Below are 24,597 nucleotides of genomic sequence, written 5' to 3'. Positions count from 1 at the left end.
CCAATTTATTACAAATGAATTGTATCAAATCAGTTGAGAAACAGCACCGAAAATGTACAGAATGTGCCTTTCGGTTTTATTGCGGAAACCGCAAAAAATCCCAAGGGATCGAAAACCCCTTGGGATCTGTTCAGCTTACGCCCATGACTTTACTTTTTCGTTATCCGTGACAAACAGAAGAACTTTTCCTTCATCTAAGCGCTTTTCAAATTGTGACGCTTCCTCTTCTGAAAAGCCGATTTCGTGAATTTTGTTGCGGAGCTCGTCACCTTTTTTATTAAACATATTGCCGACCGCGTGTTTAATGCCCGTTTCTTTCGCTCCGATGGTATTGACATCAGTATTATCGGCCAGGCGGTCCGTTCTGTCGTCATCATGTGAAAGCACATACACGTCCTCTTTTGCAACACCCAGCTGCTGAAGCTCTTTTACGTCCTGCATCAGTTTTTGATCATTTGTATATTCTCTTACTACCGGTTTCATTGATAAGTCCTCCCTTTTGTTTTTGTATATTGGATGTTTACCCGCTCAACCAAGGATCAAACAAAAGAAAGAGAGTTCCGGGAAAAAACGGGCAGGTTGTCGGTGGATATTTTCTTGCGGGACATGTTACAGTAGAGAAAGCTACATTTATCAGAAAAATAAAAATCTTCATGAGCCGATTAAGCAGGGAGGTGGTTCCTATTCATTACTTTTCACCGGAACAGCGATTTAACGCTTGGGTTGTCAGTGATTTAGTGAAGCAGGTATTCCGCCGGCGTACCCGCTGCCCGGATGGAATAAAAGAGCTTACGGCCTTTGCTGAAGATACTTTTCATATTAATATCGATTTCGTTTTCTCTATCATTATCAATATCGGTGATATCGAATCCGTTCTGCCGAAAGAAATTGAAAATAGGCTGGGTTCTTATCTGATCGCGCTTCAGCCCGTCGTTACCGCTGACATGCTTCATTCTTCAAAAACGAATGCCTATGAATATTTGGAACATGAGAAAAACACCGATGTGTACCGGTTATTCTATTAAATATGCATATAAGGAAAGAAGGGCCCTGGGCCCTTCTTTTTTTATGGCCGCTGACGGTTTGATTTTGTAATCGGGAAATGGTTCGTGTTACATTTGGAACAACCACTTATCTTGAAGGAGGATTCAGTATGCCGAATAATCAGCAGCAAATTCAATTGGCAAGACGCCCCAAAGGCGTTCCCGCCCATGACGATTTCCGCTTTGAAACGATTGCCGTTCCCGAACCGAAAGACGGCGAAGTGCTTGTGAAAACGAGTTATGTGTCCGTTGATCCGTACATGCGCGGACGGATGCAAGATACAAAATCATATGTAGAGCCGTTCGCTTTAGATGAAGCCATAACAGGCGGAGTGATTGCCGAGGTTCTGACAGACGGCGATAAGCTGAAAAAAGGAGATGTTGTGATCGGAAATCTCGCGTGGCAGGAATATTCAGCCGTCAATGAGTCCGCCCTCCGCAAGTTGGATACGGATATCGCACCCGCCCAGGCGTATCTCGGCATTTTAGGGATGACCGGACTGACCGCTTACTTCGGGCTGCTCGATATCGGCCGTCCGAAAAAAGGCGAAACCGTCGTCGTTTCAGGCGCAGCGGGCGCCGTCGGCTCAACAGTCGGACAGATTGCCAAAATCAAAGGCGCGCGGGTTGTCGGCATCGCCGGATCTGACGAAAAAATCGCGTATTTGAAAGAGGAGCTTCAATTTGATGAAGCCATTAATTACAAAACGGCGGATGATATTCAAAAAGCGCTGGAACAGGCATGTCCTGACGGCGTCGATGTCTATTTTGACAATGTCGGCGGACCGATTTCAGATGCGGTGATAAACCTGCTGAATGAATTCGCCCGCATTCCGGTATGCGGAGCGATCTCATCGTACAATACCGAAAGTGAAGACGAAGACATGGGCCCCCGCGTCCAGCCGAAGCTGATCAAAACAAAAGCGCTGATGCAGGGATTCATCGTCAGTGATTATGCTGACCGCTTTTCCGAAGGTGCGAAACAATTGGCCGAATGGCTTAAGGACGGAAAGCTTCATTATGAAGAAACGATTACGGAAGGATTCAGCAATATTCCTGACGCGTTCCTCGGTCTGTTTAAAGGAGAAAACAAAGGCAAACAGATCATCAAAGTCAGTGATCTAAGTTAACATGATGATGAAAAAAAGGAGGGCTTTGTCCCCTCCTTTTCTGTTTATTTGGGATCAGCCGCGAAGAATCAAAGTAAGAAAGCCGTCTTCATCAGGCTCCGTATCTTCCAAAGTGAATCCTGCTGCTTGAAAGCAGGCTAAACTGATTTGATTGTCTTTTTCGATGCTTGCCGCCCATTCCCGCACGCTGGTAAACCCAGGATCAGTCAGCAGTTTTTTCAAGATCTGTTTTCCGTACCCTTGAAGCTGGTACAAAGGATTGACGATCAATCCGATATACGCCCGCTCCTCCACAAACTCTATAGAGACCATGCCTCCCGGAAGCTGCCCGTTATATGCCATAAGGACAGTATCGTCTTCATCTTTATTCAATCGTGCATACCACGCGTCTAATGGCAGCATCGCATCCATTCTCCGTCTGATGTTATCGTTCTTAAACCAGTGTTCAAGTATTTTCAGCTCACGTTCCTTCAATATTTGAAATCTGTCTATTGACACCATCTTCCCGCCCCCGCCTGAACCTTTTCTATTATTTTACAACAAAAAAAACGAAGGGCTTCCCGCCCTCCGTTTCTTATTTCTCAGATAATTTTCCGCCTGAATAAACGGCCTCTTTCAGCGCAATTCCGAGTGATTTGGCCATTTTTTTCAATTTGGATTCTTCCATCGGCGTGACAAGGCTGAGTACGGTTCCTTCTTTACCGGCCCGCCCCGTCCGGCCTGATCTGTGAATGTACCCGTCTTCATTCGGGATGTCCGCGTGAATGACGTACGGAAGATCATCGATATCGAGTCCGCGCGCCGCAATGTCAGTCGCCAGAAGCAGCGGAAATTCTCCCCGTTCAAACGCTGATAATATCTTTGCCCGCTCCATTTTTTTCGCTTCTCCGTGCAGGATGCCGAGGTCCACGTGATGATAGGCAAGTTTTTCCGCATAGACGCTTAAATTTCCGATATCTCTGACGAACACGAGCGCCTGCATGCCGTTCAACCGTGACAGCTTTTGCAATAGCTTTACTTTATCCCGCTGATCGCAGACGAGATATTGATGTGTGACGCGCGCTTTTTCCGCCGTATTCCGCTCCACTTTCAAAACGGCCGGTTCGTGCGCGATGGTATTCAGCACCTGTTCTGTTTCCGGCTGCAGCGTAGCGGAAAAGCTTAAAAGCTGTCGGTCTTTCAGCGTCGTTTTAATGATTTTTTTCATCGTTTCGCGGTGTTCCTTTGTCACGAGCTGATCCGCTTCATCAAGAACGATCGTCTTGACTTCATGCATTTTCAGCTTTTTCGCCTGAATCAATTCGAGCACCCTGCCCGGTGTGCCCGCAATGATATGCGGTTTATTTTTGAGCTTCTCCACCTGCTTTTTCACGTTTGCCCCGCCGATCAAAGACAAAGCGCGAAGATCGGAGCCTTTTTTCCAATCCTGAATCACTTGGAAAATCTGCATCACAAGCTCGCGGGACGGCGCTAAAATGATCACTTGCGGATGTTTCTGTTCCGGGTTGATCCGCTCCAGAACCGGAAGCGTGTACGCCAATGTTTTTCCCGTTCCCGTCGGGGATTCGGCGATGACGTCTTTCCCTTCCATAATCACCTGAGCGGCTTTTTCCTGAATGACGGTCGGCTCCTGAAAGCCTGAGGCCTCCCAGTTTTCGGCGATAAATGGTTGTGTATGCTGTAAAAATGGCCATGTTTGGGTCATGTCGTTCTCCTCAATTCTTAAAATCTACTCCATAGTATCTCAAATGCACGCGCCAAACGCAATTTTCTTTTTCCTTCCAAGCCTTTTAACAAACGGTCTCCTCCTTTATAATCATAAATGAGAAAGACACATGATAAAAAATGCGTGTCTGATAACGATAGAGGTGTAATGATGAGTATTTTATCCGTAAAAGATTTAAGCCACGGCTTTGGTGACCGTGCGCTTTTTAACAATGTATCGTTCCGTCTTTTAAAAGGGGAACACGTCGGCTTAATCGGAGCAAACGGCGAAGGTAAATCAACGTTTATGAATATTATTACCGGAAAACTTGAGCCTGATGAGGGTAAAGTTGAATGGTCGAAAAACGTGCGTGTCGGCTACCTCGATCAGCATACCGTGCTTGAAAAAGGAAAAACGATCCGCGACGTGCTGAAGGATGCGTTCCATTACTTATTTGCAATGGAAGAGGAAATGAATGAGATTTACAACAAAATGGGCGAAGCGGACCCTGATGAGCTTGAGCAGCTGCTTGAAGATGTCGGTGTCATTCAAGACGCCCTGACAAACAATGATTTCTACGTGATTGACAGCAAAGTTGAAGAAATCGCCCGCGGCCTCGGCCTGCAGGATGTCGGACTTGACCGCGACGTCACAGATTTAAGCGGCGGACAGCGGACGAAAGTGCTGCTCGCCAAACTGCTTTTGGAAAAACCGGAAATCCTTCTGTTGGACGAACCGACCAACTACCTTGATGAGCAGCATATTGAATGGCTGAAACGCTATTTGCAGGAATATGAAAATGCGTTCATCTTAATTTCTCACGACATTCCGTTTTTAAACAGCGTGATCAATTTGATTTATCATGTGGAAAATCAGGAGCTGACGCGTTATGTCGGCGACTACCATCAGTTTATGGAAGTATACGAAGTGAAAAAACAGCAGCTCGAAGCCGCCTATAAAAAACAGCAGCAGGAAGTGGCTGAGCTGAAAGATTTCGTCGCCCGCAACAAAGCGCGCGTCAGCACGAGAAATATGGCGATGTCCCGCCAGAAAAAGCTTGATAAGATGGATATGATCGAACTGGCGGCCGAAAAACCGAAACCGGAATTCCATTTCAAGCCTGCGAGAACGTCAGGCAAGCTCATTTTTGAAACAAAGGACTTAGTCATCGGCTACGATACTCCGCTGTCACGACCGCTCAATCTCAGAATGGAGCGCGGACAGAAAGTCGCCCTGTACGGCGCAAACGGCATCGGGAAGACGACGCTGTTAAAAAGCCTGCTCGGTGAAATCCAGCCGCTGGAAGGCACGGTGGAACGGGGCGAGCATCAATACACGGGCTATTTCGAGCAGGAAGTGAAAGAAACCAATAACAATACGTGCATCGAAGAAGTGTGGAGCGAATTTCCTTCCTTTACCCAGTACGAAATCCGCGCCGCCCTCGCCAAATGCGGCCTGACGACCAAACACATTGAAAGCCGCGTCTCCGTTCTCAGCGGAGGAGAAAAAGCGAAGGTCAGATTGTGCAAGCTGATCAATTCAGAAACAAACCTGCTCGTGCTTGACGAACCGACAAACCACCTGGATGTCGATGCGAAAGAAGAGCTGAAACGCGCGCTGAAAGAATACAAAGGCTCCATTCTGCTGATTTCCCACGAACCCGAGTTCTACATGGATATCGCGACGGAAACATGGAATTGTGAATCTTGGACGACGAAAGTGCTGTAAACACAAAAAGGAACTCCCGCCCATGCGGAAGTTCCTTTTTTTCTTAATGTCCGGCTTTTATTCCGGCGAGATGTTTGCGTCCCATGAGAAGGACAAGCATGCCGGCAAAAACGACGATCCCGCCTACTGTATATGGAGTGCTTGCGGTGAAGTGTTCTGACAGCATTCCCGCAATCCACGGAGCGAGCGCACCGCCGATAAAACGGACTGAGCTGTAGGCTGAAGACGCGATTGAACGTTCAACCGGCGCAGAACCCATCACAGCGGTTGTCATGATCGTATTCACCATACCGAGAACAGCACCGGCGACAACGATACACGTAATGATCAACGTCTGATGGTCAGTCCAGATCCCCATGACGATGAGAATGACCGCAAAGGCGATAAAGAGAACGACGAGCGAACGCACTGTTCCCAGCGCTTTGTGCAAGAGCGGCGCCGTAAAGACTGACGTAATTGCCAGCAATAACCCCCAGCCGAAGAAGACATATCCAAGGCCGTGTTCATCTAAATCCAGCACGAACGGAGAATAAGCAAGCAAAATAAAAAATCCAAAGTTGTATAAGAATGCAGATACTGCCATTGTCAAAAGGCCTTTATATTTGAGCGCCTTCATCGCATCAAACACACCGACGCGTTTCGCCGGTTTCGGCAGCTTCGGCAGCATGAGTAAAATCGCGCAAAGCGCTATGAACATGAGGACAGACACACCGAAGAACGGAGCGCGCCATGAAATGCTGCCAAGCTCTCCGCCGGCAAGCGGCCCGACGGAAATCCCCAAGCCGAGCGCGGCCTCATACAGAATAATGGCTTTGGCGCTGCCGCCGACAGATACCCCGACGATGACGGCAAGCGCGGTTGAAATAAAGAGAGCATTCCCAAGCCCCCAGCCGCCGCGATAGCCGACAAGCTGAGCGATTGAACTTGAGCTTCCGCCAAGGGCGGCAAACACGATGATAAAAATAAGTCCGAGAAGCAGCGTCCATTTTGCGCCGATCCGGCTTGAAATCGCGCCGGAGAAAAACATCATAAAACCGGTAACGAGCAAATAACTTGTAAATAACAGAGATACTTCACTAGGTGAAGCATGTAATTGTGCGGCGATCGCCGGAAGAATCGGATCGACAAGACCGATTCCCATAAAGGAAATAACACAGGCAAACGCAACCGCCCAAACGGCTTTCGGCTGGCTGAATAAGCCTGTTTTCTGTTGTGATGATGTATCCATTTGACCAGACCTCCTGTTTCATCCATTAAAAGAAACGCTATATCCATAGCGTTTACAGCAAAATCATTCGATTGATTGAATGGCGTGTTCAGCTTTTTCTTTCATTCCGTTAAGGCGCGTTTTAAAATGCTGAAATGTGCTGATCTTCTCATCAATCATCTCAAGCTGGTGGTTCAAAGTGTGCTGAATCTCTTCCAGCTTTTCTTTCCGTTCCTTCGGATCCAGTGACAACAAGTACCCCTCTTTGTTTAATTCCAGCTGACGGCTCATCTCCATAAACTGCTGAAGCTCCTGAAGGGAAAAACCGAGCACTTCTTTTGTGCTGGTTACTTTTTCGAGCTCCTCCATATCATCTTCAGAGTAAAGCCGGACGCCGCCTTCTGTCCGTTTAGGAGCAGGAATCAAACCAATCTCCTCGTAAAAACGAATGGTTCGTTTTGTCAATCCGCTTCGCTTGGCAACTTGATCAATCTTCATCCATTCCAAGGTGAATCCCCCTCTTGTCGTATCTGTTTCTATTATACACCATTTGAACCTTAACGTAAACGTAAACTTTTTATGCCTGATAAACTTGGTTTGGACAAAGCGTTTGTCTTTAAAGCGCCGGGAAACATCTGTGTTAGATAAAAAAAGCCGGTATGACCCGCCATCTTCTCGGGGGCCGTACCGGCTTTTCTTAATTCTCAAGTTCTTCAATCATCAGTGACAATTCGGTCCAGCGCTCCATCGCCGCTTCAAGCTCTTCAGCCGTTTTTGCCTGTTCGGCCATCAGTTCTTGAATCTTTCCGAAATCACTTCCCGCTTCAGCGATTTCCGCTTCCAGACGCTGATGCTTTTCTTCAAGGCCGGCGATTTTGTCTTCGATGCCGTCCCATTCGATCTGATCCTTATATGAAAGCTTTTTGCGCTTTTTCTTCGGCTCTTCTTCCGCCTTTTTCTCTTCGGCCGGCTGTTTTACCGCCGTCTTCTTCGCTTTTGCGTGTTCCATGTATTCACTGTACGAACCTTGGAAACGGGAAATGACACCTTGTCCTTCAAATACGATCAGGCGGTCAATGACGCGGTCAAGGAAATAGCGGTCATGGGATACGGTGATGACGACGCCTGGGAACTGTTCGATATAATCTTCGAGCACGCTTAATGTTTCCGTGTCCAGATCATTGGTCGGCTCATCTAAAAACAGCACATTCGGTTCCTGCATCAGTACATTCAGCAAGTACAGACGGCGCTTTTCCCCGCCCGACAGCTTTCTGATATACGTCTGCTGCATCGGACGCGGGAACAGAAAACGCTCAAGCATTTGTTCCGCGGTGATGACATCGCCTTCCGCCGTTTTGACGATTTCAGCCGTCTCTTTTATATATTCAATGACTTTCATATCACCGTTCATTTCGCTGTGGTCCTGGGTGTAGTAGCCGATCCGGACCGTCTGCCCGATGGTGATATTGCCGCTGTCAGGCTGAATTCTGCCGGCGAGGCTGTTTAAAAGTGTCGTTTTTCCGATTCCGTTCGGCCCGATGATGCCGATTCGTTCCCCCGGGATGACAAGCTCATTAAACTGGCTGATCAGCGCTTGGCCGTTATAGGTAATGGTGACGTTATCGGCTTCGATCACCTGTTTTCCGAGACGGTGTGAGCCGATCGCGAAATCGAGTGATCCGGAGACTGCCGGCCCTTTTTGCTCCTTGAGCGCCTCCGCTCTGTCCACTCTCGCTTTTTGTTTCGTCGAGCGCGCTTTCGCCCCTCTTCTGAGCCACGCCAATTCGCGGCGCAGGAGGTTTTGACGTTTTGTTTCTTTTTGCTCCGCCAGCGCTTCCCGTTCGGCCCGTTTTTCCAAGAATACTTCATAGTTTCCTTTATACGTATAAAGGCTGCCTCTCTCAAGCTCGTAAATTCTGTTCGTCACCCTGTTCAGAAAATATCTGTCGTGCGTGACAAGCATAACGGCGCCCGGGTATTGCGATAAGTAGCCTTCCAGCCATTCAATCGTTTCATTGTCCAAGTGGTTTGTCGGTTCATCCAAAATGAGCAGGTCAGCCGGCTGGATGACGTTTTTCGCAATCGCGACGCGCTTTCTCTGGCCGCCGGACAGCTCGCTGACATCCTTCATCAGATCGGTGACGCCAAGTTTGGTTAAAACCGTTTTGGCTAACGTATTCGCCTCCCACGCATCATTCGCGTCCATTCGGGCCTGCGCATCAAGCAGCTGTTTCTGGCGCTGGTCATTTTCCGGTTCTTCATTCAGCGCCTGAAGCGCTTTTTCGTATTCTCTCATCGTTCTCATGACGGCTGATCCGCCGGAATAAATATGCTCAAGTACGGTTTGTCCGGCCGGAAGCTCAGGGTCCTGATGCAAAAACTCAATATGCACGTTTCCTGAAGCCGTAATCTCGCCTTCCTCCGTTGATTCAAGGCCGGCAATGGTTTTCAGAAGCGTAGACTTCCCCGTTCCGTTCGGGCCGATTAAACCGATTCTTTCATTCTCTTCAATATGAAAGGAGATATGGTCGAATAATGTCTTATCTCCGTATGTTTTATAAAGGTTTTCCGCTTTTATGATGCTCATGGTCCCTATCAATCCTCACGTAAGTTCATGTGTTCATTTTAAATCAGGCGCTGGAATAAAACTAGTAAAAGGACAGACAAATTTCTTGGAAGAGATCATTTTGTCCGAAGAATGTTTCCGCCTCTCCTTTTATACACTGGAGGTGAAGAGGTGATGACATGATCAGCGTCAGTTTGTGCGTTATCGTGAAAAATGAAGAGGAAGTGCTTGCGGGCTGTCTTGATTCCGTCAAAGACATTGCGGATGAAATTGTGATTGCTGATACGGGCTCGACCGACCGGACGAAAGAAATCGCGGCCCGTTATACGGATAAGATTTATGATTTTGAATGGATCGATCACTTTGCGGCCGCCCGTAATTTTGTGTTTTCGAAAGCGGAAATGGATTATATTCTGTGGCTGGACGCCGACGATATACTGACGGAAAAGGACCGTGAAAAGCTGATTGAACTGAAGGCGTCGCTTTCAAAAGAGGTGGACGCGGTATCCATGTATTATCACGTCGGCTTTGATGCTCGGGGAGAGGTCAGCTTCAGATACCGCCGCAACCGACTCGTCAAGCGTGAAAAAGGGTTCCGCTGGATCGGAGCCGTGCATGAGTATCTTGAAGTATACGGAAACATCATAGAAACCGATATTGCCGTCACACACCGGAAATCCGAGAAAAAGCACTCGCCTCCCTCAGACCGCAACTTGAAGATTTATGAGAAAATGGCGGAAAACAGTGAAACGATGACACCGCGCGATTTGTTTTACTTCGCGAATGAATTAAAGGATCACGGCCAGTATCAGCGCGCCATCACGTATTATCACCATTTTCTTTCCACAAAACAGTGCTGGATCGAAGACGAGATCAGAACGTGCCAATATCTATCCGATTGCTACAGGGCAGTCGGCCATGAAGAGGCCGCCATGACGTCCCTCTTAAAATCATTTCTGATCGATTGTCCGCGGCCGGAGTTCTGCTGCAGGCTCGGCGACTATTTTGCGGAGAAACGGCAATACCGGCAGGGCGTGTTTTGGTATGAGCTCGCCCTATCCGCCAAAAGCAGTGATGCAGGCTTTACCCAGCTCGAATATTCCACCTGGTATCCCCATCTGCAGCTCTGCGTCTGCCACTGGCAGCTCGGCGACAGAGAAAAAGCGAAGATTCATAACGACAAAGCCGCCTCCTATCATCCGTCACATCCGAGTGTCCTGTATAATCAAAACGTGCTTGGCACATAACATCGAAAAAAAAAGAGCTGCCCCCGTATGAAGGGCAGCTCCTTATTGATTACGCTGTCGGAATTCCTCCGCTTACACTGTAAATTTGGGATGTCACATAGCTCGATTCTTCTGAGGCCAAAAAGACATAAATCCCTGCTAGCTCCGCCGGCTGTCCGGCGCGCTTTAATGGAACGGCCGGTGTTTCCTTGCCGAATTTCGGAATGTTTTCACCGGGCTGTCCTCCCGAAATCTGCAGCGGCGTCCAGATCGGCCCCGGCGCTACCGAGTTGACTCTGATTCCTTTATTCGCCAGCTGTTTTCCTAAGCCGACGGTAAAACCGATAATGGCATGTTTCGTCGCGGCATAATCCAACAGCATCGGGCTTGGATTATAACCTTCTACGGACGTTGTCGTGATAATAGACGCGCCTTCCGGCAGATACGGAAGCGCGGCTTTGACGAGCCAATACAGCGAGAATACGTTGACTTCAAATGTTTGATAGATTTGTTCTGTGGCAAGATCGCTGATATCATCCACTGCCTGCTGTTTGCCGGCGACAAGAGCGAGCGTGTCAAGACCGCCAAGCTCTTGATACGCTTTTTCCGCCAATTCTCCGCAAAACGCTTCATCGCTTAAATCTCCCGGCAGCAGAACGGCTTTTCTTCCCTCTTTTTCAATTAACGCTTTCACTTCTTCAGCATCCGGCTGTTCCTCAGGCAGATAGTTAATCGCCACATCCGCCCCTTCCCGGGCATAAGCAATCGCGGCGGCCCGGCCGATACCTGAATCGCCGCCGGTGACGAGGGCTTTTCTTCCCTTCAGCTTGCCGGCTCCTTTATAGCTTGTTTCACCGCAGTCCGGCACAGGCTTCATCTCTTTTTGCAAACCGGGCGGTTCTTGATATTGTTTTGGAAATTCATCATGATCATATTTCGTCAGCGGGTTGTGCAGATTTGCATCAGACATACAAGACTCTCCTTTATCATTGGTGATGTATTCGTATGTGTACCCCTGAGCATGATGGATCAAACGTGTAAGTGCAGTTTCCGATTGGTAAAGGGAAAACAAAAAAGGAGCCCGTAAGCTCCCTTTTTTTATGACTCTCCAAGTACGTTTTCAGCCATTTTCGCTAAATGCTGGGCGCTTCCCGAAATTTCCTGCATCGTGGCAGAAATTTGTTCAACCGCCGCCGCTTGGCCGTTTGTGTTCTGGTTGATGGATTCAATTGAGTCCTCCAGCCCTTTCAGCAGGCTGTGGATTTTTTTCGTAATCTGGTCAATTTGGCCGACATTGTCTTTTGAATGAGTGGCAAGCTTGCGGATCTCATCCGCCACCACGGAAAAGCCCTTGCCGGATTCTCCTGCTCTCGCGGCTTCAATGGCCGCATTCAAACCGAGCAGATTGCTTTGATCCGAGATGCCCTTGACAGTGACGGAAATGTCGGCGATTTCTCCCGCGCTTTCACTGACTTGTTTCGCCTGAGTGGAAATCCCGGTCATCTGTGCTGAGAAACCGCTGATGGATTCTGAGATATCCGCGATGGCCGAAGCGGTCTGTTCCACGACGGCGGACAGGCTTTCAGCGACATCGTGAAGCTTGGCTGATTTTTCAAGGCTCGTGCCGAGACCGACGCCGCCGATGACTTTTCCGTTTTCATCGTGAAGCGGAATCGCTCTGGCGATCAGCGGAAATCCGAACAGCTCTTTCGGCACCATGCTTGTCTTCTTCTGATTCATGCGGATCGCGTCTGTAATGATGTCCCCTTTTTGCAGCGGGTCTCCCGGCTTTACATTAAGAGAAAACGTTTTAGCCGGAATATTCACGATTAATTTTTCTGTATCATAAATTCCGATGGTGATGTCATCTTGGATCAGGCTGTTTAAAAAAGGCGCAACTTTGACAAAAGCGTCAAGCAGGCTGTGCGTGTGCTGCTCCGTCTGTATACTCATTTCTTTCACTCCTTCTTAATATGGGAATTGCCGTTTTTCATGCTGAACCGAAATCCATTTCAGCGTGGTGAATTCTTCAAGGCTCCATTCGCCGTTCAGCCTGCCGAGACCTGATTGCTTCTCGCCGCCGAACGCGACGTTCGGTTCATCATTAATGGTCGTATCGTTGACGTGAATCATGCCGGTTTCGATCCGCTTGGCAAACTCAACGCCGCGCTCAACGTTTGCCGTATGCACGGCTCCGCTTAAACCGAACGGTGTCGCGTTTGCGATGCTTACCGCTTCATCCTCCGTTTCAAACGGCATGATGCAGACGGCCGGTCCGAACAGCTCCTCCTTCGCGATGCTCATATCAGGTTTCACATCTTTTAAAATGACGGGCTCAGCGACCGTTCCGCTGAATCGGCCGGACAGCACCGGAACCGCTCCCTCTTCTATCGCTTTTTCGACAGACCGTCTCAGACCTTCCGCCTGTCTTTCATTGATTAAAGGGCCGATAACCGTATCAGGGTCCATCGGATCGCCGACTTTCAGCGATGACACTTTCGCTTCGTAAAGCTCTGTAAATTTGTCATATACAGATGTGTGAACGAGCACGCGGTTCGCCGACATACAGATCTGGCCTTGATGCGTAAACCGGCTGAATACGGCCGCATTGACGGCGTATTCAAGATCAGCATCCTCAAGCACGATCAGCGCGCTGTTTCCGCCAAGCTCCAACAGCGGTTTTTTAAAGTGTTTGACCGCAAGCTGTCCGATATAGCTGCCCACTCCGGTTGAGCCTGTAAATGAGATAATCCGCGGCACGGGATGCTCAACAAAGCTGTCGCCGATCTCCCCGATATCCGTCACGATAACATTCAGCAGCCCGTCCGGTACGCCGGCCGCTTCAAAAATTTTCGCGATAAGCGTTCCGCCGCAGATCGGTGTTTCTTCATGAGGCTTCAGCACGACGCCGTTCCCCGCGCCGAGTGCCGGCGCAACAGATTTCATCGAAAGGAAAAACGGGAAATTAAACGGGCTGATCACCCCCACGACTCCGGCGGGTATTCTGTACAGTCTGTTTTCTTTTCCGTCAATCGTGGACGGGAGAATTTTCCCTTCCATCCGCACCGGAAATGTTGCGGCTTCTTTTATCATATTTTTGACAAGTCCGATTTCAAACTCAGCCTTCAGCCGTGTTCCGCCAAGCTCCTCCATGATTAAGTAAATAATCGCTTCTTCGTGCTCTTCAATGAAAGAAACGGCGTTTTCCAAAATGGCCCGCTTTTTAAAAGGGTTTACTTTGTCCCATTCTTGTTTCGCAAGAGCCGCGGCGCGATATGCCGCATCCACGTCATCAGACGTCGCTTTTTGGAATGAGGTGATGACTTTTTGAGTATAAGGATTTCTGTTTTCCAATACGTTCCGGCTGCTTCCATCCCTCCATCGGCCGCCGATAAACTGCTTATTTAGTTCTTCATATTGAAACATGTAAACATCTCCCTTTCACCGAAACTTGAAATTAGTTGATGAGTCATCTTTTGTATCGGTCTTAAGGTGAGAAAATTGAACTATTTCACAATAAAATTCCCGTTCCTTCCGTGCATCGACGCTTTTTAGCTTTGTCCTTTTAAAGTGGAAAATTCTTTAATTGACTGCGAGAAATTTCGACAATATAATACAAACGTCAGTGTATATAATGATAAGAATATTATGAATTTTCAGGAGGACCCATATGTCTTTACTATTTCGGAAAAAGCCGCTGGCCGACTTAAAGGCCCAGAGCAAACAGACCAGCCTGTCCCGCTCGTTAAGCGCTTTTGACTTGGTTTTGCTCGGAATCGGCTGTGTTGTCGGCACGGGGATTTTTGTGATTACCGGGACTGTGGCCGCGACAGGCGCAGGACCGGCTTTGATTCTGTCGTTTGTGCTCGCGGGCCTTGCCTGCGCGCTCGCCGCGTTTTGTTATGCGGAATTTTCTTCATCCATTCCGATTTCAGGCAGCGTATATACGTATTCATATGTCACTCTCGGGGAGTGTCTCGCGTTTTTAATCGGATGGGACTTAATGCTTGAATATGTCATCGCGCTCGCCGCCGTCGCAACCGGCTGGTCATCCTATTTCCAGTCGCTTCTTGCGGGCTTCGGGCTGCATCTTCCGGAGGCGCTGACCGCCGCACCCGGCAGCAAAACGGGTGCCGTGTTCAACCTGCCGGCCGTTATCATTATTTTGGTCATCACCGCGATTGTTTCAAGGGGCGTGAAAGAAAGCACCCGCTTTAACAATGTCATTGTATTGATGAAAATTGCGATCATTCTGCTGTTTATCATCGTCGGTTTCGGCTACGTGAAACCGGAAAACTGGTCGCCGTTTATGCCGTTCGGAATGAAAGGCGTCATCACGAGCGCCGCGACCGTTTTCTTCGCGTATCTCGGATTTGATGCCGTGTCAAACGCGTCGGAAGAAGTGAAAAACCCGCAGAAATCAATGCCGTTCGGAATCATCGGCGCGCTTGCCATCTGCACCATCCTTTACATTACGGTATCGCTCGTCCTGACGGGAATGCTTTCGTACACTAAGCTGAATGTCGGGGATCCGGTATCTTTCGCGCTCCAATTTGTCGGCCAGAACAAGATAGCAGGCATTATTTCCGTCGGCGCGATTATCGGGATTACAACGGTGATGCTCGCTCTGCTTTACGCTCAGGTGCGCCTTACATTTGCGATGAGCAGAGACGGCCTTTTGCCACGCATGTTTTCCAAGGTTCACCCGCGTTTTAAAACACCGTTTCAAAACACATGGGTGACGGGGATCGTTGCCGCCGGGATCGCGGGTTTTATTGATCTGGGAACCTTGGCGCATCTCGTCAATATGGGAACCTTGGCGGCCTTTACGGTCATTGCGATCGCCGTCATCGTTTTAAGAAAGAAACATCCGGAGATCAAATCTTCCTTCCGTGTTCCTTTCGTGCCTGTTGTGCCGATCATCAGCGCATGCTTATGCCTGTATCTCGCAAGCAGCCTGCCGGGCGTGACATGGCTCGCCTTTGTCATCTGGATCGCCGCCGGGATCGTCGTTTATATGATGTATTCGAGAAAACACAGTTTGTTAAATAAATAAAAAGGGAGGCTCTTTTTTCTGTTTGAGAAAGAAGAGCCTTTTTTGCACTTGATAATTCATTCACCTTATGAATAATATGGTGTATGCTTCGTTTACATAAAAAGGAGGAGAATCACTTTGGCCATTGCCGCCCCGCTTAAAGAAAAACCTGTCCATCGTCCCGAGACAACCATGTATTCTATTTTGTTCATTATCGGGATCTGTCATCTGCTGAACGATTCACTGCAAGCGGTGATTCCGGCGATGTTTCCGATTTTGGAACGTTCCATGAATCTTACATTTACGCAGCTCGGAATGATCGCCTTTACGCTGAATATGGTGTCTTCCGTGATGCAGCCCGTCATCGGCTGGTATACGGATAAACGCCCGATGCCGTATGCTTTGCCGCTCGGACTCACCGCAAGCATGCTCGGCATTTTAGGTCTCGCGTTCGCCCCGTCTTTTCTGACGATTTTATGCTGTGTCTTTTTTATCGGCCTTGGCTCCGCCGTCTTTCATCCTGAAGGATCGCGTGTCGCCTACATGGCCGCCGGCGAAAAGCGCGGCTTGGCGCAATCGATTTACCAAGTCGGAGGAAATACCGGCCAGGCGATGGCGCCCTTGATTACCGCGCTGATTCTCGTTCCGCTCGGTCAATTCGGCTCTGTCTGGTTTACGCTTGTCGCCGCAATCGCTGTTCTGTTTCTCATTTATATCGCCAAATGGTATAAAGGCCGCCTGATTCATTTGCGCGCCGTAAGTAAAAAATCACCGGCCTCCGCTGTGCAGACCGTCATTACAAAACCGATTATTCTCGCCCTTATCATGATTATCTTCTTAATTTTCGCGCGCTCCTGGTATGTGAGCGCGATCGGCAACTTTTATACGTTCTATGCGATGAATGCCTATCATGTCAGCATTCAGCAGGCACAGAGCTACATCTTCGTCTTTTTATTTTTCGGAGCTGTCGGAACGTTTCTCGGCGGGCCGCTTGCAGACCGTTTTGGAAAGCGGAACGTCATCATCGTTTCGATGATAGCATCGGCTCCATTGACGATTTTCCTTCCGTTTGCGGGACCTGTCATCGCCTATGGCGTACTGGCGCTGATCGGTGTTGTTCTGATGTCCAGCTTCTCCGTGACGGTTGTCTACGCGCAGGAGCTTGTTCCAGGCAAAATCGGAACGATGTCAGGGCTTACGGTCGGGCTCGCCTTCGGAATGGGCGCGATCGGAGCCGTTGCGCTCGGAGCTCTTATTGATTCAGCGGGATTGACGCCGACCATGACAGCCGTCGCCTTTCTGCCCGTTTTAGGTCTGCTCGCCTTTGTCCTGCCGAGCGACAAAACATTAAAAGAATGGCATTCATAAAAACAATCCCTGCCGAAAAGGCAGGGATTTTATGTTTCAACCGTATAAAAATGAGTGTCAGGAACCGCATATTTCGGAATAAACCCGTCTCTGAAATCAGGAAATGCTTTTTGAATTTCATCAATCCATTTTTTTACGTTTTTGATGTACGGCACGTAAATCATATTGACTGTCGCCTCGTCATCAATGTGATAGTACCAGCACAGATTGAATTCGTTCTCCGTGACGAGCGTAAAGCCTGAAAAATGATAAAAAATCAGCGGGGTGTCATTGACATATACAGCCCCGTCGCGCAGGCTGACGTCATATTGCTCAATATTCCACAGCGCCGCATTTGCGCCGATCGACTCCGTGACATGAACGTCTTCAAACTGCGTGGGCCACTTTTCAACATACCTTTGGTCACCGTATGTCTTTTTTTCTTCATTCATCTCCACCGTACAATAGGAGATGCAATCCTGTCTCCACTGCCAGACCGCCCGATACGCTTCCCCGGTATTCCGCGCGCCGACAAACCCGGTGTTGTACTGCCCCGTCAGCTTGTAATAAGACGCAAACCGTTCTGAATTGCGGTGATCCGTCAGAAAAAGGGAAGCATCCGGCTTTTCCGCAAACAGCTCGCCCGCATCTGAGAAGAAAAAGAGATCGGTGTCCAAGTGGGCAAAATATTCGGCTTCATCATACTCTGTCATCACATGGAACAAAAAAGCCGGCTTCAGCGTCCAGCAATATTCATGAAACGTCCGGCCGCCCTTTGCTTCAAGCAGCTCCGGGTCCTCCATTTCATGGAGCTGAACCGCCGTGACATGTTCCCACGGCACCTGCTGAAGCAGTTCGTACGCTTTCTGGTCGACACATAGCACATACAGATGAAAATCCCGGCAATGCTCATGGAGAGAATGAATCATCGGCATCAGTTTAAAGATATGCGTTCTGGAAACAATGGTTGAAAAATGATATTTACTCACCATATCACATCCAATTTATTTAAGATCCACATGCAGTAAATCAGCAGCCAGCGCTTTGAACGCCCTTGCAAAGTGCGTGACGCCCAGCTTTTTTTCCGCTTTTGCCAAAAGCTTTCCGACCTCCGGCAGATTGAAGCTGTTCGCCGTGATACGCGGGCTTTTCGTCTTCCAGTCCGGGTCGAGGTTGCGGTCTTTAACCGCGTGCAGCAGCTCGAGAAAAATGTGCAGCAGGCTTTCATATTTCTCATAATCAAGCAGCACTTCGATGTCTGCCATCATGCTGTTGGTTAACTCCGCGTCAAACGGGCCGTTAAACGCGAGGTGCACGTCAAGCGAATGAATGTCATTGTACTTGTCGCACATGTACGCGATATTCGCCCTGATGTCATCAACGGAAGCGCAGTTGCTCGGATGCTCCTGATGGACGCTCATGATATCGCGCCGCAGCTGAAATCTCATTCCCGACTGATGAAGCCTGATGCCGAGATCATAATCTTCAAAGCCGTATCTGACAATGCCTTCATCAAACAGGCCGAGATCTGCCACGTGCTGTCTCTTGACTGACGAATTGTTCGTAATGAAAAAACGCCACGGCAGACGGTAGCCTTTCAAATCATCTCCGTATTTTTCCAAAATGCTTTTCAGCACACGGATAAAGTCGGTATCTAAATCAAAGCATTGGTCAAGAAAACTTCCGTCTCTGATGTCACTTTCATCGAGGAGCGGCTCTTTATCGCCCGGCAGCTCTTCATACAGTTCGGCGAGTTTTTCCTTATGCTCTTTTTCAAAACGGTCATAATAAAAGCTGTAAATCCGCTTCCAGAACATACCGCATACGACAAGATCGTCCCGGTTCTCATGAGCCTTGATATGCTTCGCCACCAAATCTTTTTCAGCAAGCATATCGCTGTCATGGAAGATCAAAATATCGCCTCTGGCATTGCGGACCGCCTGATTCCGGCCGTAAGCGATCCCTCTGTTTTCTTTAATTCTCACAAAAATCAGCGGAAAATTCGCGCTAAATGATTCAAGCATGGATAAGGTTCCGTCTTCCGAACCGTTGTCAGCCACAATCACTTCGAACGGCTCTGTGCATTCCTGTTCATTCAGGGACAGCAGGCTGTTATAAAGCCTCTCCTTGGAATTATATGCGGGAACAATGACGCTTGCCTTCACTTTTCGTTCACTTCCTGTATATGATCATTTATTTGTTATCATCCTCAGATGCAAAGCCGCTGAACTCCGGGCAGACGGCGCTGACCGTCCCGATCACCCGCTTCAGAATGTCCTGATAAAGCTGATGGACAAACGGCAGATCGGTCCGGTCCGTCTCATGAATCTGCCGAATGTCGCCGGCTGTAACGATCCGGTATCCGCTGAAATGGTAGAAAATCAGCGGACTTCCGTCTTCAAGCACAAGACGTCCGTCCTTCCATGAAAATGTGTGGCGGCCGTAATTCCAATGGCCGATATTCACGCCGGGCGTGGTGATGTCACACACATTCGGGAACAGGCCGGACATGTAATCCAAGTAGCCTTGATCTCCGAATTTTCCTTCGCCCGGCGCATTTTTGCATTCTTCCAGGCAGCGTTCTTTCCACCATCTGAGACAATCTGTGCCGGCACTGTCGGTTTTGAAGCTGAGAAAACCGGAATTATACCGGCCTAAAAGACGCTGCAGCATGTCGATTTCCTGTTTTTCAAATGAGGGAATGACGATATCGCCCCGTGACAGAAGCACCGAACAATCCGGCTGATTGTCAAAAATCGCGCGGGGATCAGCGAAGAAAAACAAATCGGCATCAATGTACGTGACACACTCTAATTCCGGATGTCCGTCCAGCACGAATTCGAGAAATACCGGCTTCACCGTCCAGCAGTATTCGCTCTGATCCCTCGTCCGCTTCAGTTCAAGGAGCTCCTCATTTTCCAGTGCGGACACCTGAATCAAGGTGACATTATCCGGCCGCATTGCCTGAAGCACGTCATAGGTGTCGTGATCCATACACAAAGTAAAAATGGGGGCTTCCGCCTGAACCGCTTTCAATGAGCCGAACAAAGCGATAGCCTGATACAGCCTTCCTTTTGATAAAACTGTGCAATATGCGCTTGTCACGTCTTTCTCTCACCTCTGTTTCTGTTACTTTTGAAAAAAGGCTTTATACCATTCGATCGTTTTTTCCAATCCTTCATCAATGGTATGCGCGGGCGTCCAATTCAGAAGCTTCCTCGCCTTTTCCGCCGATAAATATTGGTGCTTGATTTCATGGCTTCCCTGGTTGAGCACTTTCGGCTTGAGGTCACTGTCCATGGCCTTAAGAATTTTTTCTACAAGCTCCAGCACCGTCAGCTGAATCTCATTGCTGAAGTTGAACGCTTCTCCCGCAAGATTGAGCTCCTCCATCTTTTCCGCCAGCAAAAGGTATGCCTCGACCGCATCCTCGATGTAAAAATAATCACGGATAAATGTGCCGTCGCTGCGGATTTCCGGCGCTTCACCGTTCAGCACGAGCTGAATCGTCTGCGGAATAATCCGATTGAAGTTCAAATCTCCGCCGCCGTACAAGTTGCCGCAGCGCGTAATACAGACCGGAAGTCCGTACGTATTAAAATATGTGTGGCTTAACAAATCGGCACAGCTTTTTGATACGTCATACGGATGTTTGCCCTGAAGAGGCATGTTTTCATCGTACGGCAGTGTCGGCTGGTCGCCGTACGCTTTATCACTGGACGCGACGATCACCCGCTTGATGAGCGGATGCCTGCGGCACGCTTCAAGGATGTTCCATGTGCCGAGAATATTGGCTTCAAATGTGGAAATCGGATTGCGGTTTGCGACGCCGACGATCGCCTGAGCGGCTAAATGAAAGACCGTGTCAATTTCATATTCGCCCAGCGCCCGCTCAATCACATCCAGATCTTCAAGCGCGCCCTGCACGATATTCATTTGCTTCACTTGTTCTCCCTGATACAGGTTCGACTTGGGCACAGTGTCACGGACAAGTCCCGTCACATTGGCCCCCTGATCGATCAGTTCCTTCACCAAGCAGCTTCCTAAAAGACCTGTACATCCCGTCACAAACACATTTTTATTTTTCCAGAAACTCAAACTTGATCACCATACCTTCCATACATGTTGTCCCCGGTCCCACATGTTGTTGATTTCCAGCAGATTTTTATACGTATCGATCGCCGTCCAAAAACCGTAATGCCGGTATACCGCCAATTCGCCGTCTTTCGCCAGCTCCTTCAGCGGTTCTTCTTCAAACATGACGTCCCTGTCTTTCGGCAGATAATCAAATACCTTCGGGCTGAGCACGAAAAATCCGCCGTTGATGATGCCGTCACTTGAGGTTTTTTCAGAAAAGCTTTTCGCCATACCGTCTTCAACCGTCAGCGTTCCGAATTGCGAGGTCTTTTCTATACCGGTGACGGTCGCCGCAGCCCCTTTTGATTGATGATAGCTGATCAGATGAAACAGGTTGATGTTGGCCAGTCCGTCCCCGTACGTCATAAGAAAGGTTTCATCACCGATGATGTCCTTCGCCTGTAAAAGCCGCCCCGCTGTCTGCGTGTGTTCCCCCGTGTCTAAAAAAGTGATTTTCCACGGCTCGGATTTTCCCAATATCCGCACTTCTCCGGTAGAGCTGTCCAGCGTCATGCTGTGATTCTTCCAGTCATAATCTAAGAAATATTCCTTAATCATCTCTCCTTTGAAACCAAGAAGCAGGATAAATTCGTCCACGCCATAGTATTGATAGAGTTTCATAATATGCCATAGAATCGGTTTGCCGCCTATCATGGCGAGCGGTTTGGGACGTTCATTGGTGATTTCGCTCATTCTCGTTCCTTTTCCGCCGCAGAGAATGACTGCTTTCATCTCTACCCCTCTTCTCTGTGAATATTGGATTCGAAACCGCCCGTATAAGAGAAACCAACCCGATAATTTGTCCGATTCTCTATCACCGGTTTCAAAATCTACTGTAAGATATGAGAGATTGGCGCCCTTTGTGACCAAAAGCTCTCTCTTTTTTCAGATTGGTGAAGATACACACAAAAAAAGAGCCTCACGGAAATTCCGTAAGGCTCTTTCTATTATTTATTATCCTGATTCAGCTTTTCTTTGCCGTAATGATATTTAGACGGATCAACCGGCGTAAAGTCGCTCAATTTGTGGAATCTGAGCAAGTCTTTGTACATCACGCTGTCAGACAGCTTCAGCTGCTCTGTGACTCTGGCTTTCAGGTTTTTCGTTTCCTGATTGCCTTTCAGTTCTTTTCCTGTCTTCGTATCGTATACGACATTGGAGATGGAAGTATATTTCGGCGTGACGTAATCTCCGTTACGGAACGTCACCGTATCATCATGGTCTTTCGAGAAGAGATCGGTGCCGAAATTAATATATTTCTTAGAATCGATGCCTTCCAAGTGAAGGATCGTCGGCACAACGTCCATTTCACCGCCGTACGTATGGTTCACCCCGCCTTTTTTGCCGGGAATGCGAAGCATAAGCGGCACACGCTGATTCTGCGCGTTTTGATAAGGCGTAATTTCTTTGCCGAGAATTTCTTTCATCGCGCGGTTATGGTTTTCAGAGATCCCGTAATGGTCTCCGTAAAGCATAATCACCGAGTTGTCATATAAACCGGATGACTTCAGATCTTTAAAGAACTGTTCAAGCGCCTCGTCGAGATAACGCGCCGTCTGGAAATAGTCATCCACAGTCGCGTCGCCCGTTTTCGCTTTTTCGATCGTTGCGTCTTTTTCATCAAGCGTAAACGGATAATGGTTCGTCAGCGTGAGCAAATGCGCGTAGAACGGCTGTTTCAGCGATTGAAGCTTCGGAATGGATTCTTTGAAGAATGGTTTATCCTTCAGACCCATATTGACAAGGTTGTCATCAGACATATCGTATGTGCTGGCGTCAAAGAATTTATCGTAGCCGATATGTTTGTAAATCTGGTCACGGTTCCAGAATGATTTGTAGTCACCGTGTAAAACGGCGCTTGTATAGCCCTCACTTTGGTCAAGGATGGCAGGAAGCGATTGATACGTGTTTTCCCCTTTTGTCACGAAGGCTGACCCTTCAGGCAGTCCGAACAGGCTGTTATCCATCATCAGCTCGGCGTCAGATGTTTTACCTTGGCCCGTTTGATGGAAAAAGTTATCAAAGTACGTCATGTCCTCTCCGCCGCGTGCGAGTTTATTCAGGAACGGCGTGACTTCTTTTCCGTCAAGTTTGTAGTTGATCAAAAACGATTGGAAACTTTCCAAGTGAATCTTAATAATGTTTTTGCCTTTGGCCTTGCCGAAATACTCGGCGTTCGGCTTCGCATAATGCGACGATGTGTAGTTTTCAACGCTCGTCAGGTCATCGCTGCTGGCATATGCCCGCTGTGATTCAGTCTGCGCCGTCTGTACGCCGTCATAAATCGTGTAATTATAAAGGCCTAAGTATTTTACAATGTAATTGCGGTCAAACGTTCTTGTCAGCAGCTCCGGGCGGTCCTCTTCGGCAATCGCCAGGTTCACGAAGAACAAAACAATACCCGTCACGATGATTAATGACGTATACCGTTTTTTCAGCTTGAATTCCTTCAGCTCACGTCTCCACACCAGAAGCGCGATTAAAATAATAATATCAACAAAGTATAAAATATCATGGCCGGACATAATGCTGAAGATGCCGTCTCCCATATTTCCGACATTACCTGATTGCTTTAAGTTAGGGAATGTCAAGAAATCATCGAAGAATCGATAGAATAGGATATTTGCATACAAAATAAACGTCATGATGAAATCAATAATCACCATGATAATCGCTGATTTGCGGCCTTTCGCAAACAATGCCAGTCCTAAAAAGAAAATGGCGCTTGAGAACGGATTGATCACAAGCAGAAACTGCTGCGTCGGACCCTTCACCCCAAGGTTGAATTCAGCATGATAGGCTAAATACGTTTTGGCCCAAAACAAAATAATAGCCAGTACAAAAAAACTAAGTCTGTAAGAAAATAATTTCTTCATGGCAACCTCTACTTTCCTAAACACTTTAAATCTGTATTCTTACTTTTTGCTTCAATTCCTGCTTTCCGAGCAAAACGAAAGCATCACACAGCCCCATAAACACACCATTTAAAAAAACGATATATTTATCATTCGTGTCATGCCCATTGAACATCTTATCCCGCCAGCCATTAGACGCAGGATATCCGTTCTTCGTTTCACATTTTTTTCTGGCATTAAAAGGTACCGTATTCAGACCCGGTCTGAAAATAGGAGATACCAAATATAAGAATAACACAAACTTCTAAAAACGAAAAATGAATATCAAAGACAGCCGCCCAACAGGCGGGCTGAAGTTATTGTATGCAAAGGGGCTGAAAAACTTGAAGGTTTTTTTGGCTGATGTAAAAAAAGGACTGGAGTCATCCAGTCCTTTACCTGTCAAATTATCGCTTAGACCCTAAAGATATACAAAAATGCTTTCTTCACGTATACCTTTTGTTTTTTATAATCCAACCATGCAGCAGAGCTGGCATTTGTGACTGCTTAAACTGTTCTCCAACACTGGTCCTTAACGTGTCTTGCAAATTTCTGTTTCTAATTAGCGAAAAAAATTGT

21 protein-coding genes are annotated in these 24,597 nt (G+C 48.1%); 6 read left to right on the top strand and 15 right to left on the bottom strand.

The annotated features are described in order from the left end of the window. Window positions 1–135: 135 nt before the first annotated feature. Window positions 136–483 carry a general stress protein gene (locus OQ477_RS19110; protein ID WP_003155650.1) on the bottom strand — a complete coding sequence of 116 codons (348 nt, stop codon included), beginning with the start codon at window positions 481–483 and terminating at the stop codon, window positions 136–138. A gap of 191 nt (window positions 484–674) precedes the next feature. Here OQ477_RS19110 and OQ477_RS19105 point away from each other — a divergent pair, with 191 nt between their 5' ends. Together OQ477_RS19105 and OQ477_RS19100 are read left to right on the top strand one after the other, a co-directional pair. Further along, window positions 675–1,025, top strand: a complete 351-nt coding sequence (locus tag OQ477_RS19105) for a DUF3212 family protein (protein ID WP_265973501.1) — start codon at window positions 675–677, stop codon at window positions 1,023–1,025. Between the two features lie 128 nt (window positions 1,026–1,153). Next, the gene (locus OQ477_RS19100) at window positions 1,154–2,173 is read left to right on the top strand and encodes an NADP-dependent oxidoreductase (RefSeq protein ID WP_265973500.1); all 1,020 of its coding nucleotides are present in this window, start codon (window positions 1,154–1,156) and stop codon (window positions 2,171–2,173) included. A gap of 54 nt (window positions 2,174–2,227) precedes the next feature. Here the strand turns inward: OQ477_RS19100 and OQ477_RS19095 are convergent, their stop codons facing one another. Further along, entirely contained in the window at window positions 2,228–2,674 is a 447-nt protein-coding gene (locus OQ477_RS19095) for a GNAT family N-acetyltransferase (RefSeq protein ID WP_229041549.1), read from the bottom strand. Window positions 2,675–2,747: 73 nt separating this feature from the next. Further along, window positions 2,748–3,878 carry a DEAD/DEAH box helicase gene (locus OQ477_RS19090; RefSeq protein ID WP_265973499.1) on the bottom strand — a complete coding sequence of 377 codons (1,131 nt, stop codon included), beginning with the start codon at window positions 3,876–3,878 and terminating at the stop codon, window positions 2,748–2,750. A 171-nt stretch (window positions 3,879–4,049) separates the two neighbouring features. On the opposite strand from OQ477_RS19090, the gene OQ477_RS19085 reads away from it, so the two are divergent. After that, window positions 4,050–5,606, top strand: a complete 1,557-nt coding sequence (locus OQ477_RS19085) for an ABC-F family ATP-binding cassette domain-containing protein (RefSeq protein ID WP_072588884.1) — start codon at window positions 4,050–4,052, stop codon at window positions 5,604–5,606. A gap of 43 nt (window positions 5,607–5,649) precedes the next feature. On the opposite strand, the gene OQ477_RS19080 is transcribed toward OQ477_RS19085, so the two are convergent. The 3 genes from OQ477_RS19080 to OQ477_RS19070 form a co-directional block, all read right to left on the bottom strand. Beyond that, window positions 5,650–6,834 carry an MFS transporter gene (locus tag OQ477_RS19080; protein WP_265973498.1) on the bottom strand — a complete coding sequence of 395 codons (1,185 nt, stop codon included), beginning with the start codon at window positions 6,832–6,834 and terminating at the stop codon, window positions 5,650–5,652. Window positions 6,835–6,897: 63 nt separating this feature from the next. After that, complete coding sequence (locus OQ477_RS19075; RefSeq protein WP_265973497.1) at window positions 6,898–7,320, bottom strand: MerR family transcriptional regulator; 423 nt, start codon at window positions 7,318–7,320, stop codon at window positions 6,898–6,900. Between the two features lie 190 nt (window positions 7,321–7,510). Next, a complete protein-coding gene (locus OQ477_RS19070; protein WP_132106422.1) occupies window positions 7,511–9,400 on the bottom strand; it encodes an ABC-F family ATP-binding cassette domain-containing protein in 1,890 nt (629 codons plus the stop codon). Between the two features lie 158 nt (window positions 9,401–9,558). Between OQ477_RS19070 and OQ477_RS19065 the strand changes: the two genes are divergently transcribed. Next, on the top strand, window positions 9,559–10,626 hold the full coding sequence (locus OQ477_RS19065) for a glycosyltransferase (protein WP_007609987.1): 1,068 nt from the start codon (window positions 9,559–9,561) through the stop codon (window positions 10,624–10,626). Window positions 10,627–10,675: 49 nt separating this feature from the next. Here OQ477_RS19065 and OQ477_RS19060 read toward each other — a convergent pair whose 3' ends face one another. The 3 genes from OQ477_RS19060 to OQ477_RS19050 all read right to left on the bottom strand — a co-directional run bounded on the left by OQ477_RS19060 (window position 10,676) and on the right by OQ477_RS19050 (window position 14,031). Continuing rightward, window positions 10,676–11,575 carry an SDR family oxidoreductase gene (locus OQ477_RS19060; protein WP_007408956.1) on the bottom strand — a complete coding sequence of 300 codons (900 nt, stop codon included), beginning with the start codon at window positions 11,573–11,575 and terminating at the stop codon, window positions 10,676–10,678. Window positions 11,576–11,703: 128 nt separating this feature from the next. After that, the gene (locus OQ477_RS21115; RefSeq protein ID WP_370466150.1) at window positions 11,704–12,108 is read right to left on the bottom strand and encodes a methyl-accepting chemotaxis protein; all 405 of its coding nucleotides are present in this window, start codon (window positions 12,106–12,108) and stop codon (window positions 11,704–11,706) included. A 465-nt stretch (window positions 12,109–12,573) separates the two neighbouring features. Continuing rightward, window positions 12,574–14,031, bottom strand: coding sequence for an aldehyde dehydrogenase family protein (locus OQ477_RS19050; RefSeq protein ID WP_265973495.1), 1,458 nt, complete (start codon window positions 14,029–14,031; stop codon window positions 12,574–12,576). A gap of 244 nt (window positions 14,032–14,275) precedes the next feature. On the opposite strand from OQ477_RS19050, the gene OQ477_RS19045 reads away from it, so the two are divergent. Both OQ477_RS19045 and OQ477_RS19040 read left to right on the top strand, forming a co-directional pair. Then, window positions 14,276–15,661, top strand: coding sequence for an amino acid permease (locus tag OQ477_RS19045; protein ID WP_265973494.1), 1,386 nt, complete (start codon window positions 14,276–14,278; stop codon window positions 15,659–15,661). Between the two features lie 117 nt (window positions 15,662–15,778). Next, on the top strand, window positions 15,779–17,008 hold the full coding sequence (locus tag OQ477_RS19040) for an MFS transporter (protein WP_061861244.1): 1,230 nt from the start codon (window positions 15,779–15,781) through the stop codon (window positions 17,006–17,008). Between the two features lie 29 nt (window positions 17,009–17,037). Here the strand turns inward: OQ477_RS19040 and OQ477_RS19035 are convergent, their stop codons facing one another. From OQ477_RS19035 to OQ477_RS19010, 6 genes are all read right to left on the bottom strand, one after another. Further along, complete coding sequence (locus OQ477_RS19035; RefSeq protein WP_265973493.1) at window positions 17,038–17,976, bottom strand: putative nucleotide-diphospho-sugar transferase; 939 nt, start codon at window positions 17,974–17,976, stop codon at window positions 17,038–17,040. A gap of 15 nt (window positions 17,977–17,991) precedes the next feature. Next, window positions 17,992–19,152: a glycosyltransferase family 2 protein gene (locus OQ477_RS19030; RefSeq protein ID WP_031379279.1), complete on the bottom strand. Its 1,161-nt coding sequence runs from the start codon at window positions 19,150–19,152 to the stop codon at window positions 17,992–17,994. A 28-nt stretch (window positions 19,153–19,180) separates the two neighbouring features. Then, window positions 19,181–20,092 carry a putative nucleotide-diphospho-sugar transferase gene (locus OQ477_RS19025; protein WP_265973492.1) on the bottom strand — a complete coding sequence of 304 codons (912 nt, stop codon included), beginning with the start codon at window positions 20,090–20,092 and terminating at the stop codon, window positions 19,181–19,183. A 24-nt stretch (window positions 20,093–20,116) separates the two neighbouring features. Beyond that, window positions 20,117–21,085, bottom strand: coding sequence for a GDP-mannose 4,6-dehydratase (locus OQ477_RS19020; RefSeq protein ID WP_012117042.1), 969 nt, complete (start codon window positions 21,083–21,085; stop codon window positions 20,117–20,119). A gap of 6 nt (window positions 21,086–21,091) precedes the next feature. Continuing rightward, complete coding sequence (gene rfbF, locus OQ477_RS19015; protein WP_265973491.1) at window positions 21,092–21,856, bottom strand: glucose-1-phosphate cytidylyltransferase; 765 nt, start codon at window positions 21,854–21,856, stop codon at window positions 21,092–21,094. 215 nt (window positions 21,857–22,071) lie between these two features. After that, a complete protein-coding gene (locus OQ477_RS19010) occupies window positions 22,072–24,000 on the bottom strand; it encodes an LTA synthase family protein (protein ID WP_003155677.1) in 1,929 nt (642 codons plus the stop codon). Window positions 24,001–24,597: the final 597 nt, after the last annotated feature.

It is taken from the genome of Bacillus sp. ChL18 (assembly GCF_026241425.1).
In the GTDB taxonomy this organism is placed as follows: domain Bacteria; phylum Bacillota; class Bacilli; order Bacillales; family Bacillaceae; genus Bacillus; species Bacillus velezensis.
This window is presented reverse-complemented; position numbering and strand designations above follow the sequence as displayed.

What these genes read in the sequence shown, in the direction of transcription:
- OQ477_RS19045 (WP_265973494.1), top strand. Translation starts at nt 14,276, where the DNA reads ATGTCTTTACTATTTCGGAAAAAGCCGCTGGCCGACTTAAAGGCCCAG.
- OQ477_RS19110 (WP_003155650.1), bottom strand. Translation starts at nt 483, where the DNA reads ATGAAACCGGTAGTAAGAGAATATACAAATGATCAAAAACTGATGCAG.
- OQ477_RS19065 (WP_007609987.1), top strand. Translation starts at nt 9,559, where the DNA reads ATGATCAGCGTCAGTTTGTGCGTTATCGTGAAAAATGAAGAGGAAGTG.
- OQ477_RS19070 (WP_132106422.1), bottom strand. Translation starts at nt 9,400, where the DNA reads ATGAGCATCATAAAAGCGGAAAACCTTTATAAAACATACGGAGATAAG.
- OQ477_RS21115 (WP_370466150.1), bottom strand. Translation starts at nt 12,108, where the DNA reads ATGACCGGGATTTCCACTCAGGCGAAACAAGTCAGTGAAAGCGCGGGA.
- OQ477_RS19090 (WP_265973499.1), bottom strand. Translation starts at nt 3,878, where the DNA reads ATGACCCAAACATGGCCATTTTTACAGCATACACAACCATTTATCGCC.
- OQ477_RS19010 (WP_003155677.1), bottom strand. Translation starts at nt 24,000, where the DNA reads ATGAAGAAATTATTTTCTTACAGACTTAGTTTTTTTGTACTGGCTATT.
- OQ477_RS19100 (WP_265973500.1), top strand. Translation starts at nt 1,154, where the DNA reads ATGCCGAATAATCAGCAGCAAATTCAATTGGCAAGACGCCCCAAAGGC.
- rfbF (WP_265973491.1), bottom strand. Translation starts at nt 21,856, where the DNA reads ATGAAAGCAGTCATTCTCTGCGGCGGAAAAGGAACGAGAATGAGCGAA.
- OQ477_RS19085 (WP_072588884.1), top strand. Translation starts at nt 4,050, where the DNA reads ATGAGTATTTTATCCGTAAAAGATTTAAGCCACGGCTTTGGTGACCGT.
- OQ477_RS19060 (WP_007408956.1), bottom strand. Translation starts at nt 11,575, where the DNA reads ATGTCTGATGCAAATCTGCACAACCCGCTGACGAAATATGATCATGAT.
- OQ477_RS19050 (WP_265973495.1), bottom strand. Translation starts at nt 14,031, where the DNA reads ATGTTTCAATATGAAGAACTAAATAAGCAGTTTATCGGCGGCCGATGG.
- OQ477_RS19095 (WP_229041549.1), bottom strand. Translation starts at nt 2,674, where the DNA reads ATGGTGTCAATAGACAGATTTCAAATATTGAAGGAACGTGAGCTGAAA.
- OQ477_RS19080 (WP_265973498.1), bottom strand. Translation starts at nt 6,834, where the DNA reads ATGGATACATCATCACAACAGAAAACAGGCTTATTCAGCCAGCCGAAA.